Here is a 14507-nt window from a genome sequence, read left to right on the forward strand (position 1 = left end):
CGCGCATGTACGCGCGCGGGTGCGCACGCATGCGCACGCACGCGCACATGCATGAATTAACCATACCAAAAAAATACGTCGTGTCAAAAACCCAGGCTTCCGCGGTCCCCGCATCTCCTTCCAAACCCGCGGCTCCGGCTGCCGACGGACGCCGCATCCAGACGCGGCGTTCCGGCGTCCACGGCAAGGGTGTGTTCGCCGTGCAGGACCTGGCCGAAGGTGAAACGCTGATCGAATACGTCGGCGAAATCATCAACTGGAAAGAGGCGCTGCGCCGTCACCCGCACGACCCGAAGGACCCCAACCACACGTTCTACTTCCACATCGACGAAGAGCATGTGATCGACGCCAAGCACGGCGGCAATTCCTCGCGCTGGATCAACCACAGCTGCAAGCCCAACTGCGAAGCCGACGAAGAAGGCGGCCGCGTTTTCATCAAGGCGCTGCGCAACATCAAGGCCGGCGAAGAACTGTTCTACGACTACGGCCTGATCATCGACGCGCCTTACACCAAGAAGCTGCTGGCCGAATACCCCTGCTGGTGCGGCGCCAAAAACTGCCGCGGCACACTGCTGGCGCCCAAAGACGACGAAGGCAAGAAAAAGAACAAGGACAAAAAGAAGTCCACCAAAAAAGCCGACAAAAAGGCTGAAGCCAAGGCTGACAAAAAGGCAGCCGATAAAAAGGCCGGCAAGAAACCCAAAAAGAAAAAGAAGGACTGAGCAGGCGCTCAACCCGCTTCACAGGCCATGCCGCCGGTGCAACCGGCAGCAACCTTCTCATGAGCACTCCCCTTACATCCCCCATCCGCTGGCCCGCCGAAGCTCTCTGGGAGGCCCTGGCGCCGTCCTTGCCGGGGTTCACGGTGGAAGTCCTGCCCGAGATTGATTCGAGCAACACCGAGCTGATGCGGCGTTTTCGCGGCAGCCCCTCCGGTAGCGGCGGCAGCCCCGGCATCGCCCCCCGGCCCGAGCCCCTGCTGCTGGTGGCCGAGCAGCAAACCGCCGGGCGCGGCCGGCTGGGCCGCCAGTGGCAAAGCCGCCGCGGCGACAGCCTCACGTTTTCGCTGGGCCTGCCGCTGGCGCCCGCCGACTGGTCCGGCCTCTCCCTGGTGGCCGGCATCAGCGTGGCCGAAAGCCTCGAGCCGTTCGCCGGCAGCGCCTCCGGCCAGGCCGCCAAACCCCGTATCGGCCTGAAATGGCCCAACGACCTCTGGCTATCCACCCCCGAAGGCGACCGCAAGCTGGCCGGCATCCTGGTGGAAACCGCCAGCTGGGAAGGCATCCGTTACGTGGTGGTCGGCATCGGCATCAACATCCGCGCGGTGGACATCCCCGTTGCGGCTGACGCATCCGCCATGCCCGGCATTCCGCCGGGAGGCTTGCAGACACTGCTGCCGGCGCTGGACGCACCCGCCACCTTGCTGCGCATCGTGCCGCCGCTGGTGCAGGCGATGCAGGCATTTGAGCGCTTTGGCTTTGCGCCTTTCCAGGCGCGTTTTGCGGCACGCGACGTTCTGGCAGGCCGGGCCGTGCAGCTGTCCGACGGCCAGAACGGCCTGGAAGGCACAGCCCACGGCGTGGGCGAAAACGGCGCGCTGCTGGTGCATACTGCGGCTGGCATGAAACAAATCACCAGCTCCGAAGTCAGCGTACGGCCCGTGGCAGCGCAGCCAGCGAAGGGCGCGGACCCATGCTGAGGCTGCTGGTGCTGGCGCTGGTCCTGGCCAACGCAGGCTACTTCGCCTGGACGCAAGGCCTGCTGGCCGACTACGGTTTTGCACCTGTCGTGCAGGCCGAACCCCAGCGCCTGGCGCAGCAGATCCGGCCCAAGGCGATGCGCCTTCTGAGCGCCACCGATGCCGGCCAGCTGGAAAGCGCCAGCACCGCCGCTGCAGCGCCGCCACCCGCCCCTGAATGCCTGCAAGCCGGCCTTTTCACCCCCGAGCAGACCATCGCCCTGCGCTTCGGACTGGAGGCCGGCCTGCCCATCGGCAGCTGGTCGCTCGAGAACAGCTCGGAGCCGGGCCGCTGGATCGTCTACATGGGCAAATACACCAACGAGGACGCGCTGGCCAAAAAGCGCAGCGAGCTGCGCGGCATGGGCGTGTCGTTTGAGCCCCTCGTCAACTCCTCGCTGGGACCGGGCCTCTCGCTCGGCCACTTCAGCTCCCAGGCCGATGCCGAGCGTGAACTGGCCAAGGTCGCCACGCGCGGCGTACGCACCGCCAAAGTGGTGCAGGAGCAGCCTGAAATACGCGGCCAGCTGCTCAGACTCCCGGCCGTCGATGCGCCGCTCATGGCCAAACTGGAGTTGCTCAAGCCGCAGTTGGCGGGCAAGCCCTTACGGGCTTGCTAGATAAGACCCCCACGGTCGCTCACTTCGTGTAGCTCCCTGCCCCCCGAGGGGGCCGCCCGCCTGCGGCCCGGCAAAGCCGGTTCCGCGGCTCATGCTGGCTTAAGAGCTCGCCGCGGTTACACGCTTCATATCCGATCATCCCGAGCCTGTCGAAGGTTCCGTATCCGGTGCGCACCCAGTTGCTATTGATTTAGGAGCTGCTTGCGCCCGTCCCGCTTGGCTCTCGGCACTATTTTCTTGAGAAATACCTGAGCCGCCACACCCAAGCCAGCAGGGGCCGCGGAACCGGCTTTGCCGGGCCGCAGGCGCCGCCCCCTCGAGGGGGGAACGAGCTACACGCAGTGAGCTTGGACAGGGGTGTACCAGTTTCACCGCCCCCCTCGAGGGGGGAACAGGCTACACGCAGTGAGCCTGGACGGGGGTGATTCTCTACACTGCTTTCCAGTGCCGCAGCGGCACGCAGGTCTGCAGACGCGTCACGGCCTGGTCCATCAGCGCGGGGTGCAGTTCGTGGCCCAGCCTGGCGGCCACGTCCAGGGTGGCGTCGGCGCCCAGTTCCATCAGGTGGTCGAAGTCGCCGCGCGTGCGTGCCAGCGGCACCACGTCGTCGTTTTGCCCGTGCAGCAGATGCAAGGTAGTCAGTGCGGGCGCTTTTGCCGGCCAGATCTGGTAGCCGCCGCCGAAGGCCAGCAGGCGGCCGGCCAGGCCGTCGTGCGCATCGCTCAGGGCCAGCGCCAGGCTGGCACCGGCGCCAAAGCCGGCCAGCGCGGTGTCCGACTGCAGGATCTCAAAGCGCTGCTGCTGTGCACGGACAAAGGCCGCCAGAACCTCCACGCGCGCTGCCAGCGCAGCGGCGTCGTCTTTGCCCGCCGCGGTAGCGCCTGCCGCATCGGCATGCGGGCCCGAAAGGCCTTCCGGGATCAGCACCGCCGCCTCGGGAAATGCGCCGCCCAGCAGGTTGCCCAGCTCGAGCATGTCGGCCGCCGTGCCGCCCGCGTCGTGCAGCAGCACAAACAGCTGCCGCGGTACGGCGGTGGCTGGAAGCAGTTCAATGGTTTCGGTGTCGATGGGGTTCATGGCAGGGCGTCGTGATCAAAAAACAGGCAAAAGCAGGCAAAAGCAGGCGGAAGCAGGCGGGAAGGCGGGGGGGAAAAACGCATCTGGGGCCTCCACGCCGGCTTTCAACATCAGCCGGGCGGCCCCGCGACAACAGCCTCCCGTTCCGGCCGTCCGGACAATTTTGGCCCGGGTCGGCGAGAATCAGCGTTTTTCACGCACCAGAGATCTGGAAAAACACCATGAAAATCGGAAAAAACACCGCCGTTACCCTTAGCTACAAGGTGGCAGACGCCCAGGGCAAGCTGGTTGAGCAAAGCAGCGCCCCCATGGTTTACCTGCACGGCGGCTACGGCAACACCCTGCCCAAAATCGAAGAAGCGCTGGACGGCCAGGAAAAGGGCTTCCAGACCGTGCTGGCGCTGGAGCCGGCGGACGCCTTCGGCCTGCGCGACGAAAGCCTGGTGCGCACCATCCCGCGCACGCAGTTTCCGCCCGGGGTCAAAGTGGGCGGCCAGCTCGAAGGCCGGGGCGACGACGGCCGCGAGCATGTCTTCAACGTCACCAAGATCAAGGGCGACACCGTCCTGCTGGACGGCAACCACCCGCTGGCCGGCAAGGCCCTGCGTTTCACCCTGAAAGTGACCGACGTGCGCGCTGCTTCGGAAGAAGAAATTGCCCACCGCCATGTGCACGGCGAGCACGGCCACCACCATTAATCTGCGCAACGTGACCGTTCGGCGATTAAGCCGTTAGCGTTACGTACCGTTACCGCTCTGGGGGGCCCGCTGAACTACAGTGGGATTGAGCCTACATCCCCCGGTGATGCACGACCACAGCCCCGGCGCAGGATGATCGCTAACTTCATGGATTAACTTCAGAGGTACCCATGGTCATCAACGCGTTTCTTGTCGAAGACAAGCCGGACATACGCAAAACACTGGTTGAGGCCATGGAAGAAATCGCACCCCTGCGTTTCGTCGGCCACGCCGATTCCGAGTCCAGCGCCCGCCAGTGGCTGGGTTCCCACCACGATGACTGGGACCTTGCAATCGTCGACCTCTTTCTCGCCGAAGGCTCCGGCTTTGGCGTGCTGAAAGACTGCCAGCACCGCAGCTCCCGCCAGAAGGTCGTGGTGCTGACCAGCCACAACCAGGAAAACATCCTGCACTACTGCCGCGAGCTCGGCGCCGACGAGGTGTTCGACAAATCGCAGGACGTGGAAAAGCTGGTGCTCTATTGCCAGGCCCATGCGGCCAGCCTGGGCGGTACGGCCCCGCTGCTGCCCCAGTAATCCCCACTTTCAAGCGGCAGGCGTTCTGCTCAGGCGCCCGCTAAAACAAGCCCACACACAAAAGCGGCGCCATGCCGCGACTCTCGCTGCCCGGCAGGCCCTGATGTGAACGCCCGCCTGGGCGCGCTGCATCGCCGCGCCCGCACTCCACGCCGGCTTCTGCGGCAAAACCAGAAAAGTGCTGCCTGCAGCGGCTCCGTTTGATCTGGATCAACAGCGCCCAGGGACCGATGGCTAACCATAGGTGTATCTCGAATGCATCTTATGAAGACCATTCGCGATTCCTTTGAAAGAGTCCCCATGACACACACCGCTTCCCACACCAGGGTCGATCTCCGCGAGCTTGCGCCCAGCGAGCGCCATCCGCTGGTCTTCTCGACATTCGACCAACTCGGCACCGGCCAGGCCATGGAGTTGATCAACGACCACAACCCGAAGCCCTTGCATGCCCGGTTCATGATGGACCTGCCCGGCAGATTCTCCTGGGACTACCTGGAGCAGGGGCCCGACACCTGGCGCGTCGCCATCACCCGGCTTGCACCTGCACAGGGCGGCCGGCAGTGCTGCGGCGCCTGCGGTGGTGGCTGACTTCCACGCATTCCCACTCAAGACTTCCCAAGGAAACCCGATGAAAAACAACAACATGCTGTGGCGCTGGCTCGGCTTCGTATTCGTCCTGTCCTTCGGGGCGCTCGGCTACCTCGGCTGGCAGATCTACCTGACCGCACCACCCATCCCCAACGCCGTCGTCAGCACCACAGGCGACGTGCTTTTCACGGGCGAGCAGGTGCAAAGAGGGCAGCGCGCCTGGCTGGCCAGCGGCGGCCAGCAGCAAGGCAGTGTCTGGGGCCACGGCGCCTATGTGGCGCCGGACTGGTCTGCCGACTGGCTGCACCGGGAAGCTTTGGCCCTGCAGGCCCTGCGCACGCAGGAGCTTCGCAAGGCGCCCGCCGCGCTCACGGCCTCAGACCGCGGCGCAATCGCAGCGGCGCTCAAGGAAGAAATGCGCCGCAATACCTACGACGCGGCCAGCGGCGCCGTCACCGTCACGCCCGCGCGGGCGCAAGCCATTCGCGAGGTGGCGCGCCACTACGAAGGCCTGTTCGGCCACGACGCCAGCCTGGACGCCTTGCGCGAGCAGTACGCCATGAGCGAAGGCGCGCTGCCCGACGCGGCCGACCGCCAGGCGCTCGCGGCATTCTTCTTCTGGACGTCCTGGGCTGCCGTTACCGACCGCCCGGGAGAAGAGAACCTCTCGTACACCAGCAACTGGCCGCATGAGCCGCTGGTGGGCAACACCATGACCAACTCGGCCGCCATCTGGTCGATGGTCAGCATCGTGCTGCTGCTGGCCTGCATCGCCGCCATGCTGTGGCTGCACGGAAGCCAGCGGCATGGGCCCGAGGCGCAGCCGCCCCAGGCCGACCCTTTGCTGGGCGCCGTTGCCACACCTTCGATGAAGGCCACGCGCAAGTACTTCTTTGCCGTGATCGGCCTGATGCTGCTGCAGATCGGCATGGGCGTGGTCACCGCGCATTACGCGGTTGAAGGGTCGTCCTTCTTCGGCCTGCCGCTTGCGCAGGTGCTGCCCTATGTGGTCAGCCGCACGGTGCACACGCAAGTGGGCATCTTCTGGATCGCCACCGCCTGGCTGGCCACGGGCCTTTACATCGCGCCGCTGCTGTCGGGCCGCGAGCCCAAACTGCAAAAGCTCGGTGTTGATGTGCTGTTCTGGGCATTGATCGCGATCGTGGTCGGCTCCACGGCCACCGGCTGGCTGGGCACGCTGCAGCATCGCGGCGTCGACTTCAGTTTCTGGATCGGCAACCAGGGCCTGGAGTTCACCAGCATGGGCCGTGTCTGGCAGCTGCTGCTGTTCGTGGGCCTGCTGTTCTGGGTATTCCTGCTGGGCCGCGCGCTGTGGCCGGCGCTGGTCAAACCTTCGGAAACGCGCGGCATGATCGCCATGGTGTTCCTGTCGGCCATGTGCATAGGTGGCTTCTATGCCTCGTCACTCACCTGGGGCCAGCACACCCACTATTCGATGATCGAGTACTGGCGCTGGTGGCTGGTCCACCTTTGGGTCGAAGGCTTCTTTGAAGTGTTCGCCACCGCCGTCGTCGCGCTGATCTTCACCAAGCTGGGCTTGGTGCGCGCGGAAAGCGCCAACCGCGCCATCATCGCCGAGACCATCATCTTCCTGTTCGGCGGCATCCTGGGCACCCTGCACCACCTGTATTTCACCGGCACGCCGATCTCGGTCATCGCCGTCGGCGCGGTGTTCTCGGCGCTCGAAGTGGTGCCGCTGACCCTGATCGGCCTGGAAGCCCTGCAGACTTACCGGCGCTCCAAAGCCATGCCGTGGCTCGCCACCTACCAATGGCCCGTGATGTGTTTTGTGGCAGTCGGTTTCTGGAACACCGTGGGCGCCGGCCTGCTGGGCTTTGCCATCAATCCGCCGGCCTCGCTGTACTACGTGCAGGGGCTGAACATGACGGCGGCCCACGGCCATGCCGCGCTGTTCGGTGTCTACGGCATGCTGGGCATCGGCCTCATGCTGTTCTGCCTGCGCGGCCTGTATGCGCGCCACCTGCATGCCGACAACCTGCTCAAGCCCGCCTTCTGGAGCCTGAACATCGGCCTGGCGATGATGGTCTTCCTGTCGCTGCTGCCTGCCGGCATCTACCAGGCCTGGGCCAGCGTCACCAAGGGCCTGTGGTACGCCCGCTCGCCCGAGATCATCCACTCGGGCGTGATGGAAACCCTGGTCTGGATGCGCGTACCCGGCGACATCCTGTTTGCCATCGGCGCGTGCTTCCTGGCCTGGTACGCCGCGCGCCTGCTGCGCCGCCCGGCCGTGCAGCCGGCCGGCATGACCGCGGTACCCGCAACGGCGGAGCCCTGACCCGGCAAGCCGCCATGAAACTCACGGCTTTCACCGACTACAGCCTGCGCGTGCTGATCTACCTGGCGGCGCAGCCAGAGCGGCGCGCCACCATCGCCGGAATTGCAAACGCGTTCGACGTGTCCGAACACCACCTGACCAAGGTTGTGCACTTTCTCGGCAAGAGCGGCTGGCTGGCCAACGTGCGCGGCAAGGGCGGCGGGCTGGCATTGGCGAAAGCGCCGGAGCTGATCGTTGTGGGCGAGGTGGTGCGCGCAACCGAAGGAACGGACGTGCCCGCCGAATGCTTTGAAGCGGCGGGCGGCCATTGCGCCATCACCCGCATCTGCCGACTGCGCGGCGTGCTTGGCGAAGCGGTCGATGCCTTTTACGGCGTGCTCGACCGCTACACGCTGGCAGATCTCGTTCGCAACCGTCAGTCGCTCGCCAGCTTCTTCACCAGCAGGACGGCACCCGCTTCGCCAGCCGGGCGCGCCTCATGAGCGCAGTCCCTGTTGTCGCGAAGCGCGTCAGCAACAGCGCGCCGCACACCACGCTACCCACGGAATATTCCCGCATGACACAGCCCATCCAGTTCAAAAATCCGCCCAAAAGCGCTCCTGTTCCATCGGCGCAAACGCAAGGCATCGCGCTCTGGCAAACCGGCTTTCGGCCCTTCTACCTGCTGGCAAGCGTGTTCGCTGCGCTGTCGATTGGCCTGTGGGCGCTGCAGTTCGCCGGCTGGCTGGGCCAGCCCTACCTGCAGGGTCCGATGTGGCATGCACACGAAATGCTGTTCGGCTTCACGCTGGCCGTGGTGGTGGGCTTCCTGTTCACGGCCGGGCGCAACTGGTCCAACCGCCCCACGCCCACCGGCCTGCCCCTGGCCGCGCTGGCAGCGCTCTGGGTTGCCGGGCGGGTGCTTGTGCTCACGCCCTTCGGCTGGGCAGCGGCGGCGGTCAACGTCGCGTTTCCGCTGGCCGCGGCCGTCGCGCTGGCGATTCCCTTCATCGCCGCGCGCAATCGCCGCAACTACTTTTTCATCGGCTTGCTGTTGCTGATGGCGGTGGCCGTGCTGGCGGTGCATCTTGCACAGCTCGGGCTCATGCAGCTGCCCGGCTGGGTCGGCATTCAGGCCGCGCTTGACGTGATGCTCTTCATCATGGCCGTGATGGGTGGCCGCGTGATTCCCATGTTCACCAACAACGGCGTGCCAGGCGCCAACGCCACCCGCCGCCCCTGGCTCGAGAAAGCCGCGCTGGGCTCGGTGCTGGCGCTGCTGCTGGCCGATGCGCTGCAGATCCGGGGCGCGCCGCTGGCGGCGCTTGCCGGTGTTTGCGCGGCCACACACCTTGCGCGCTGGGCACTGTGGCAACCATGGAAGACCACGCACACACCGCTGGTCTGGGTGCTGCATGCCGCCTACTTCTGGATTCCGGTGCACCTGGTGCTGCGCGGCCTGGCTGCGGCTGGTTGGGTCACACCTTCGGCGGCAACCCACGCATTGACGGTGGGCGCCATCGGCGGGCTCATCATCGGCATGATGACCCGCACCGCGCTCGGCCATACCGGCCGGCCGCTCCAGGCGGGCCGCACCGAAGTCACCTGCTATGTGCTTGTCCTCGCCTCGGCGCTGGTGCGCGTGTTCGTGCCGGTCATCGCGCCGGCCGAGACGCTGCACGCCGTGCTGGTCTCTGCCGCGCTGTGGTCCGCCGGCTTCGCGCTGTATGCCCTGGGCTACTGGCCGGCCCTGACCCGCGCGCGTGCAGACGGGCATCCCGGCTAGGTGACTGGCCGGGTCGGCTTACGCCGCCACGCCAAAGCTGAAAAACAAACACCCATAAAAAAGCGGCGCCAATGCGCCGCTGTTCATGCTGCCCGGCAAGCCGGGCATGCAGGCTCAAAAGCCTCAGAAGCGCTGGTTGCCCTTGGTCACGTCCTTGACGACTTCCTTGGCATCACCATAATTTTTCTGCACAGAGCCTTCCACCTGTTTGACCAAGCCCTTGGCTTGCTGGTCCTTGCTGCCCACGAGCTTGCCGGCAGCTTCCTGTGCCTTGCCAGCTGCGTCTTTGGCTGCGCCTTTGACTTGATCCTTGTTCATGATGACTCCTGATGAATTCGACGGGAAGGTCCAGGAAACCCTGGCGAGACCCTTGCGAGGCCATCGCGAGGGGTATCCCGGGCCAACGTTCGTCGTGTCACGTCAGCCAGTTACCAAGATACCGGGCTGTCGGGAACGCAGCGTAGGCCAAGCACCCAAACGCATGTCGGTCCCTGTTTGCCTGTACGCCTTCATCACTCAATCAGCCACCGTCACCACATTGCTGGAGAACGTGATCCGGTCCGGCGCATCCGCCTGCAGCTTGATGGGCGGCACATTGGCGGGCGTGATCGGGTTGGGCGTGGTGCCACTCAGGCCGCGCGGCACAGTGCGCACCACCTGGCTGCCCGGCAGCGGTGCGCCGGTTTTGAGGTGGGCATACATCATGTCCATGGCCTGGATGAAATAGCGGTGCAGCGGCACCAGCCGCTGGCCGTAGCCCGGAAACCCCAGGAAGGCGTCAAAGTGCTGGGCGTTGGTGACTTCGATGTACGAGAGCTTGCTGCGCGAACCCTCCACCATCTTGTTCAGGCCAAAGTAGGGGCGCGAGGTGAACGCCACCGGCACCAGCGTGTCAGAGCGGCCATGCACGATCAGCGCGGGCTTGCCCTGCAGGTTGGCGGTGCGCAGCACCTGCTGGATGCCTTCGCGCACGCGCAGGGCGTCGGGGGTGTTTCCCGTGGCCAGGTTGCGCAGGCACAGGGCGCCGGCGCTGTTGTAGTCCTGCACGTTGCCGGCAGAGATGGAAGCCGCGTCCAGCATCGGGCCACCCAGGCTGGCGTTGTTGACGATGTTCACGCCCACCGTGGGCGGCACGCCATTGCCGGTGCCGAATGACGTGGCCAGAGGGCCCGCCGGCGCAGGCACCGGCAGGTTGGGTGTGGGCGAAGCGGCAGGGGCCGTGGCGGCAAAGCTGTAGCCGCAGAGGTTGTCCTGCACGCCTGCACGCCCGTAGGCATTGGCATACGTCAGCGCCACCGGCAGGGTGGCAAACGAATAGTGCGACGCCTGCAGGTCGTTGCCCTCGGGCTGCCAGCCTGCCTGCACCAGCGTGGCCATGGCGCTGCCCGCCTGCTCGGCGGTGGTGTTGCCGGCGACCATGCCGTTGGCCTTGAGCGCACTGCAGCGGCTCGCGGCGATGACCGGGTTGATGGTGTTGAAGACGTTGGTGCCGGGAGAGGCCAGCGCGGCACAAGGCTGCAGCAGGTTGGCCAGCGTGGTGTAGTCGTACAGCGGCTTGCCGGTGCCGGCCAGCGTGCTGCTGCCGCGCCGCACGCTCAGCCGCGCATCCGGCACCAGCTGCACCTGCGGCTCGCCCACGGCCACACCGCTGATGAGCCCCTGCGTGTCCTGCTCGGCCGCGGCCAGCGCGGCACCCGCGCCGTTGGACACGCTGGACGCGATCACGATGGTGTTCGACGGGTTCAGCGTCTTCAGGCGGCCGCCGCCGTTCGGCGAAGGCTTGCCATAGCGCTCGTTCAATACGAAGTAGGCAAACTCCACCGCCTGCAGCGTGTAGCGACCCCAGTCTTTTTCAGAGTTCTGCTGCGAATGCGCATGCTTGACGGCAAAGCGGTTGGGCGTGGCCGCGTTGAAGGCTGTGCGTTCAGCCTGCGTCAGGTTGGCGGTGAAGTTGGAGGCCATGCCTGCCGCCACTGCATCGGCGCGCAGGCCGTTTTGCAGGTGCACCGTGTTGTTCTGCAGGTCGTGCATGCCGCTGCCGGTGCCCTTGTCGGTGTAGGCCACGGCGCAGCCGTTTTTCAGACCCCATTCACCCGACGACCCAATGGCGCCGTAGATACCGCGCGAACCGCTCGAGGTGCCGGTGACGATGCAGGGGCTTGCCGGGTTGAAGCTGGCCGGCACCTGCACCATCATCGTGACGTTCTGCCGGCCGCTGCCGTCGTCTGAATAGGCGATGTATTCGGTACCGGCGATCTTGCCTTCACTGGCGGTGACGTTGCCTTTGGCATCCACATTGGGGCCGTACAGCGTGCCGTAGCCGCCGCCGGGGGAAATATCCAGGATGGCGCGGTAGTTGTTGTAGATGGCAATCCGGCGCAACTCAGCCGCACTCGGGTTCAGGGGGTCGACGGGCAGCGGCGCCGTTGCGGCCAGGCCGCTCTTGCCCAGGCCGGCAGTCAGCAAGTCGTCGTTGCCGCCGTCATACACGCCGGTGGTGATGCCGCCCAGCCAGACCGGTTTGATATTGGGCTGCACGCCCACACCGCTTGCGCAGCCGCCCAGCGCTGCCATTGCCGCCAGGGCCACAGTTGTTTTGATCAGGGTGAATTTCATGTCGTCCTCCTCGGGTTATTCGTACAACATCATCAGCGCAATGCCGTCTGTATGGGCGTTTTGGATTGTCGGATTTGTAAGGTTTTTCTTGTAAGGGTTTTGCCTCAACCTCGCGTTGGCCCTGGACCGCCTCAAAGGCTTGGTCGCCCCCGCTGTCACAGCGGATAGACGCAGCGAAAAGCGTACGGCCAAAAAAAAGCGGCGCCATGCGCCGCGATTCAGCCACAAGCCAAACCGGTTGCAGCATTGGGATTCAACGTGTGCTTCAGCCCTTGGGAATCACCAGCTTCTGGCCGACGTGAATCAGGTTCGGGTTGGGCAGGTTGTTGCGCGACTCAATCTCGCCAAAGCGCATGTTGCTTCCCAACGTGGCGGCGGCGATTTTCGAGAGTGTGTCGCCCGCTTTCACCACATAGACCGTTTCGGTCTTGTCGGCGTTCTTGACCTTGGCCAGATTGGTGCTCGTGAAGTATTTCTTCACCAGTTCGCCGTACTCGGGCAGCACTTTGGCCTTGCGAATGGCGATGTTGATGTTTTCAAGCAGCTGGCTGTCTGCCTTGCGCACACCTATCTTGTACTTGATGTTGGAACCCGGGAGCTTGGACACCGCGAACTGCAGGTCCGTCCCGCGGATTTCGGCCACTCCGAAGGGGTAGTCGTAAATCACCGCATCTACCTGGCCCTTTTTGATGAAGTTGTTGATCCAGTTGCGCTCGCCATTGACAGATTCGTCGCTCAGCTCGATCAGACGCGCCTTCGGGAACTGGCGCGACACATACGCCTTGACGTCCGGGTCACCCTTGAGGATGCCGACGGTCAGGCCGTTGAGGTCTTCAACGCTCCGGATAGAGGACACCTTCGGTGTAATGAGGGCGTAGCCGAAGTCCTCGACATACGGAATGGAATACACCACGCCGGGCAGGTCTTCATCCGTAAAGGTGAGGCCGTCGATGGCGATGTCCACCGTTGAATTGCCCCGGTTGTCGTTCTTGAGCAGCGCAGCCGGCACGTCGGGGTAGGTGTCCACGATATGGTCGGTGTCGATGTTGATTTGCCCGCCCTTGGGCGTGAACTCGCTTTGGGAAAACAGCACCTTCAGGAATTCGTAGTTAAACCCCTGCGGCTTGCCGTTTTCAACGTAATAAAAGGGCTTGGCCGGCGACTGCACGCTGACGCGCACAGTGCCCTTGTCCACGATGCTCTGGAAGGTTGCCCCGCCGCCCGCGGCCGGAGCGACAGCCGCCGCCTTGGGCGCGGGCGCGTCGGCGGGCGGGGCCGGATTGGCCCCTGCGCCGGGGTTGCCGCTCATGCTGGCAGGGGCGCGCGAATCGAGGTATTTCATGCCGCCATACACGGCGCCGCCGACGACGGCAACAATCAGGATCAATCGGGGAATAGGTTTGAGGGCCATGGCTTTAGTCCGCTTTGCGTTTTCTGGTTTCGGAAGTCTTGTTGAAGCTTATTTTTTGTCTGCTGCGTTTTTCTGGAACCAGTCCACCCCGTCAGCGCCCGCCTCAACGGGTACACCCTGCGGGCTGCTGACGATGTTCACCGGCAGGCCGGGCGACGGGTTGTTCTCGATCAGGAGGCGCTTTGAATCGCCCAGCACCAGCGACTCGGCATTCTTTTCCCACTCGGCCAGCATCTGCATCGCATCGCCTTCGTACACACCATTTTGCAGGTCGACGGAGCGCATGAAACTATCGGACATGCGGGCGAAATCCTCGATCTCGCCGATCTTCATCGCATAGTCGGCCGCCAGGTATTCGTTGGCCATGTCGAACATGGCGCGTGTGTCGGGGTCGCCGTTGATGATGGCCTGCGCAGACTTGATGGCCGAATGGGCGTTGTCCATCATTTCCTTCTTGCGCTCCTTGACCTTGATCTCGCTTTGCATGTCTTTAATGAGGAAGTTCGACACCTCCTGGTACTTGGCGAGCACGCGGTACAGCAGTTCCAGTTTGGCCAGCAGGTCCTGGTAGGTCAGGTTGGCGTCGTTCATGCGCCCCACTTCACGCGAAGCCAGCGCCGCGTCCATCGTCTTGTTCTGCTTTTTCGCCTCGCTCATCAGCCGCAGGGATCCGTCGCGCGACTTGTTGTTGTTGGCAATCTCTTCCTTGCACTGGCGAATCATCCCGGAAAGCTTGGCGATGCGGGTGTTCATGTTGGCGAGCTTGTCCTGCAGCTCTTCCACATAATTTTTCATGATGCCGATGGGATCGATCTCCACGAACACTTGCGTGATCTTGCGCATCAGGCTCATGTACATGTACTTGCCGAGGCGCCAGAAACGCTTGTCGGTAATGATGAAGCCGAGCACCACCACCACAACGCCCAGCAATGCGGCATAGATGGTGTTTTGCAGCAGCGTGATGATGTAGGGCAGCGCCTTGTAAAGCAGGAAACCGGCGCCGGCGATCAGGCTGACGCCCACGATCTGGCCGGTCACGCCTTCCGGGCGCTCCCAGAACGATTTGGGTTTGAAATTCTGTGGAATGAGGTTCACAGTTCTG

The 14507-nt window shown here is 64.4% G+C and carries 14 protein-coding genes; 9 read left to right on the forward strand and 5 right to left on the reverse strand.

Annotated features, from left to right (window positions below):
• The first annotated feature begins 47 nt into the window (after window positions 1–47).
• The 3 genes from AC1D1J_RS15115 to AC1D1J_RS15125 are packed head-to-tail and all read left to right on the forward strand — an operon-like array spanning window position 48 to window position 2358.
• A complete protein-coding gene (locus tag AC1D1J_RS15115; protein WP_477695107.1) occupies window positions 48–722 on the forward strand; it encodes an SET domain-containing protein in 675 nt (224 codons plus the stop codon).
• Window positions 723–781: 59 nt separating this feature from the next.
• Window positions 782–1699: a biotin--[acetyl-CoA-carboxylase] ligase gene (locus AC1D1J_RS15120; RefSeq protein WP_477695108.1), complete on the forward strand. Its 918-nt coding sequence runs from the start codon at window positions 782–784 to the stop codon at window positions 1697–1699.
• Window positions 1693–2358 carry an SPOR domain-containing protein gene (locus tag AC1D1J_RS15125; RefSeq protein ID WP_477695109.1) on the forward strand — a complete coding sequence of 222 codons (666 nt, stop codon included), beginning with the start codon at window positions 1693–1695 and terminating at the stop codon, window positions 2356–2358. Before AC1D1J_RS15120 ends, AC1D1J_RS15125 begins: the two co-directional genes overlap by 7 nt.
• A gap of 429 nt (window positions 2359–2787) precedes the next feature.
• On the opposite strand, the gene ypfH is transcribed toward AC1D1J_RS15125, so the two are convergent.
• Complete coding sequence (ypfH, locus tag AC1D1J_RS15130; protein WP_457282039.1) at window positions 2788–3435, reverse strand: esterase; 648 nt, start codon at window positions 3433–3435, stop codon at window positions 2788–2790.
• A 221-nt stretch (window positions 3436–3656) separates the two neighbouring features.
• On the opposite strand from ypfH, the gene AC1D1J_RS15135 reads away from it, so the two are divergent.
• The 6 genes from AC1D1J_RS15135 to AC1D1J_RS15160 all read left to right on the forward strand — a co-directional run bounded on the left by AC1D1J_RS15135 (window position 3657) and on the right by AC1D1J_RS15160 (window position 9378).
• Window positions 3657–4133 (forward strand): FKBP-type peptidyl-prolyl cis-trans isomerase, encoded by a 477-nt coding sequence (locus AC1D1J_RS15135; RefSeq protein WP_457282038.1) that lies wholly within the window; start codon window positions 3657–3659, stop codon window positions 4131–4133.
• Window positions 4134–4303: 170 nt separating this feature from the next.
• Window positions 4304–4708, forward strand: a complete 405-nt coding sequence (locus tag AC1D1J_RS15140; protein ID WP_457282037.1) for a response regulator — start codon at window positions 4304–4306, stop codon at window positions 4706–4708.
• A gap of 300 nt (window positions 4709–5008) precedes the next feature.
• The gene (locus AC1D1J_RS15145) at window positions 5009–5296 is read left to right on the forward strand and encodes a DUF2249 domain-containing protein (RefSeq protein ID WP_477687575.1); all 288 of its coding nucleotides are present in this window, start codon (window positions 5009–5011) and stop codon (window positions 5294–5296) included.
• Window positions 5297–5336: 40 nt separating this feature from the next.
• Window positions 5337–7613, forward strand: coding sequence for a nitric-oxide reductase large subunit (locus AC1D1J_RS15150; RefSeq protein ID WP_477695110.1), 2277 nt, complete (start codon window positions 5337–5339; stop codon window positions 7611–7613).
• A gap of 14 nt (window positions 7614–7627) precedes the next feature.
• Window positions 7628–8095, forward strand: coding sequence for an RrF2 family transcriptional regulator (locus AC1D1J_RS15155; RefSeq protein ID WP_477695111.1), 468 nt, complete (start codon window positions 7628–7630; stop codon window positions 8093–8095).
• Window positions 8096–8169: 74 nt separating this feature from the next.
• The gene (locus tag AC1D1J_RS15160; protein WP_477695363.1) at window positions 8170–9378 is read left to right on the forward strand and encodes an NnrS family protein; all 1209 of its coding nucleotides are present in this window, start codon (window positions 8170–8172) and stop codon (window positions 9376–9378) included.
• Window positions 9379–9501: 123 nt separating this feature from the next.
• Here AC1D1J_RS15160 and AC1D1J_RS15165 read toward each other — a convergent pair whose 3' ends face one another.
• The 4 genes from AC1D1J_RS15165 to AC1D1J_RS15180 form a co-directional block, all read right to left on the reverse strand.
• On the reverse strand, window positions 9502–9696 hold the full coding sequence (locus AC1D1J_RS15165) for a CsbD family protein (protein ID WP_477695112.1): 195 nt from the start codon (window positions 9694–9696) through the stop codon (window positions 9502–9504).
• A 198-nt stretch (window positions 9697–9894) separates the two neighbouring features.
• Window positions 9895–11994 (reverse strand): D-(-)-3-hydroxybutyrate oligomer hydrolase, encoded by a 2100-nt coding sequence (locus AC1D1J_RS15170; protein ID WP_477695113.1) that lies wholly within the window; start codon window positions 11992–11994, stop codon window positions 9895–9897.
• Window positions 11995–12259: 265 nt separating this feature from the next.
• Window positions 12260–13405 (reverse strand): transporter substrate-binding and LysM peptidoglycan-binding domain-containing protein, encoded by a 1146-nt coding sequence (locus AC1D1J_RS15175; protein WP_477695114.1) that lies wholly within the window; start codon window positions 13403–13405, stop codon window positions 12260–12262.
• Between the two features lie 48 nt (window positions 13406–13453).
• Window positions 13454–14500 (reverse strand): hypothetical protein, encoded by a 1047-nt coding sequence (locus AC1D1J_RS15180; protein WP_477695115.1) that lies wholly within the window; start codon window positions 14498–14500, stop codon window positions 13454–13456.
• Window positions 14501–14507: the final 7 nt, after the last annotated feature.

Source organism: Polaromonas sp. P1_F8, from assembly GCF_056405635.1.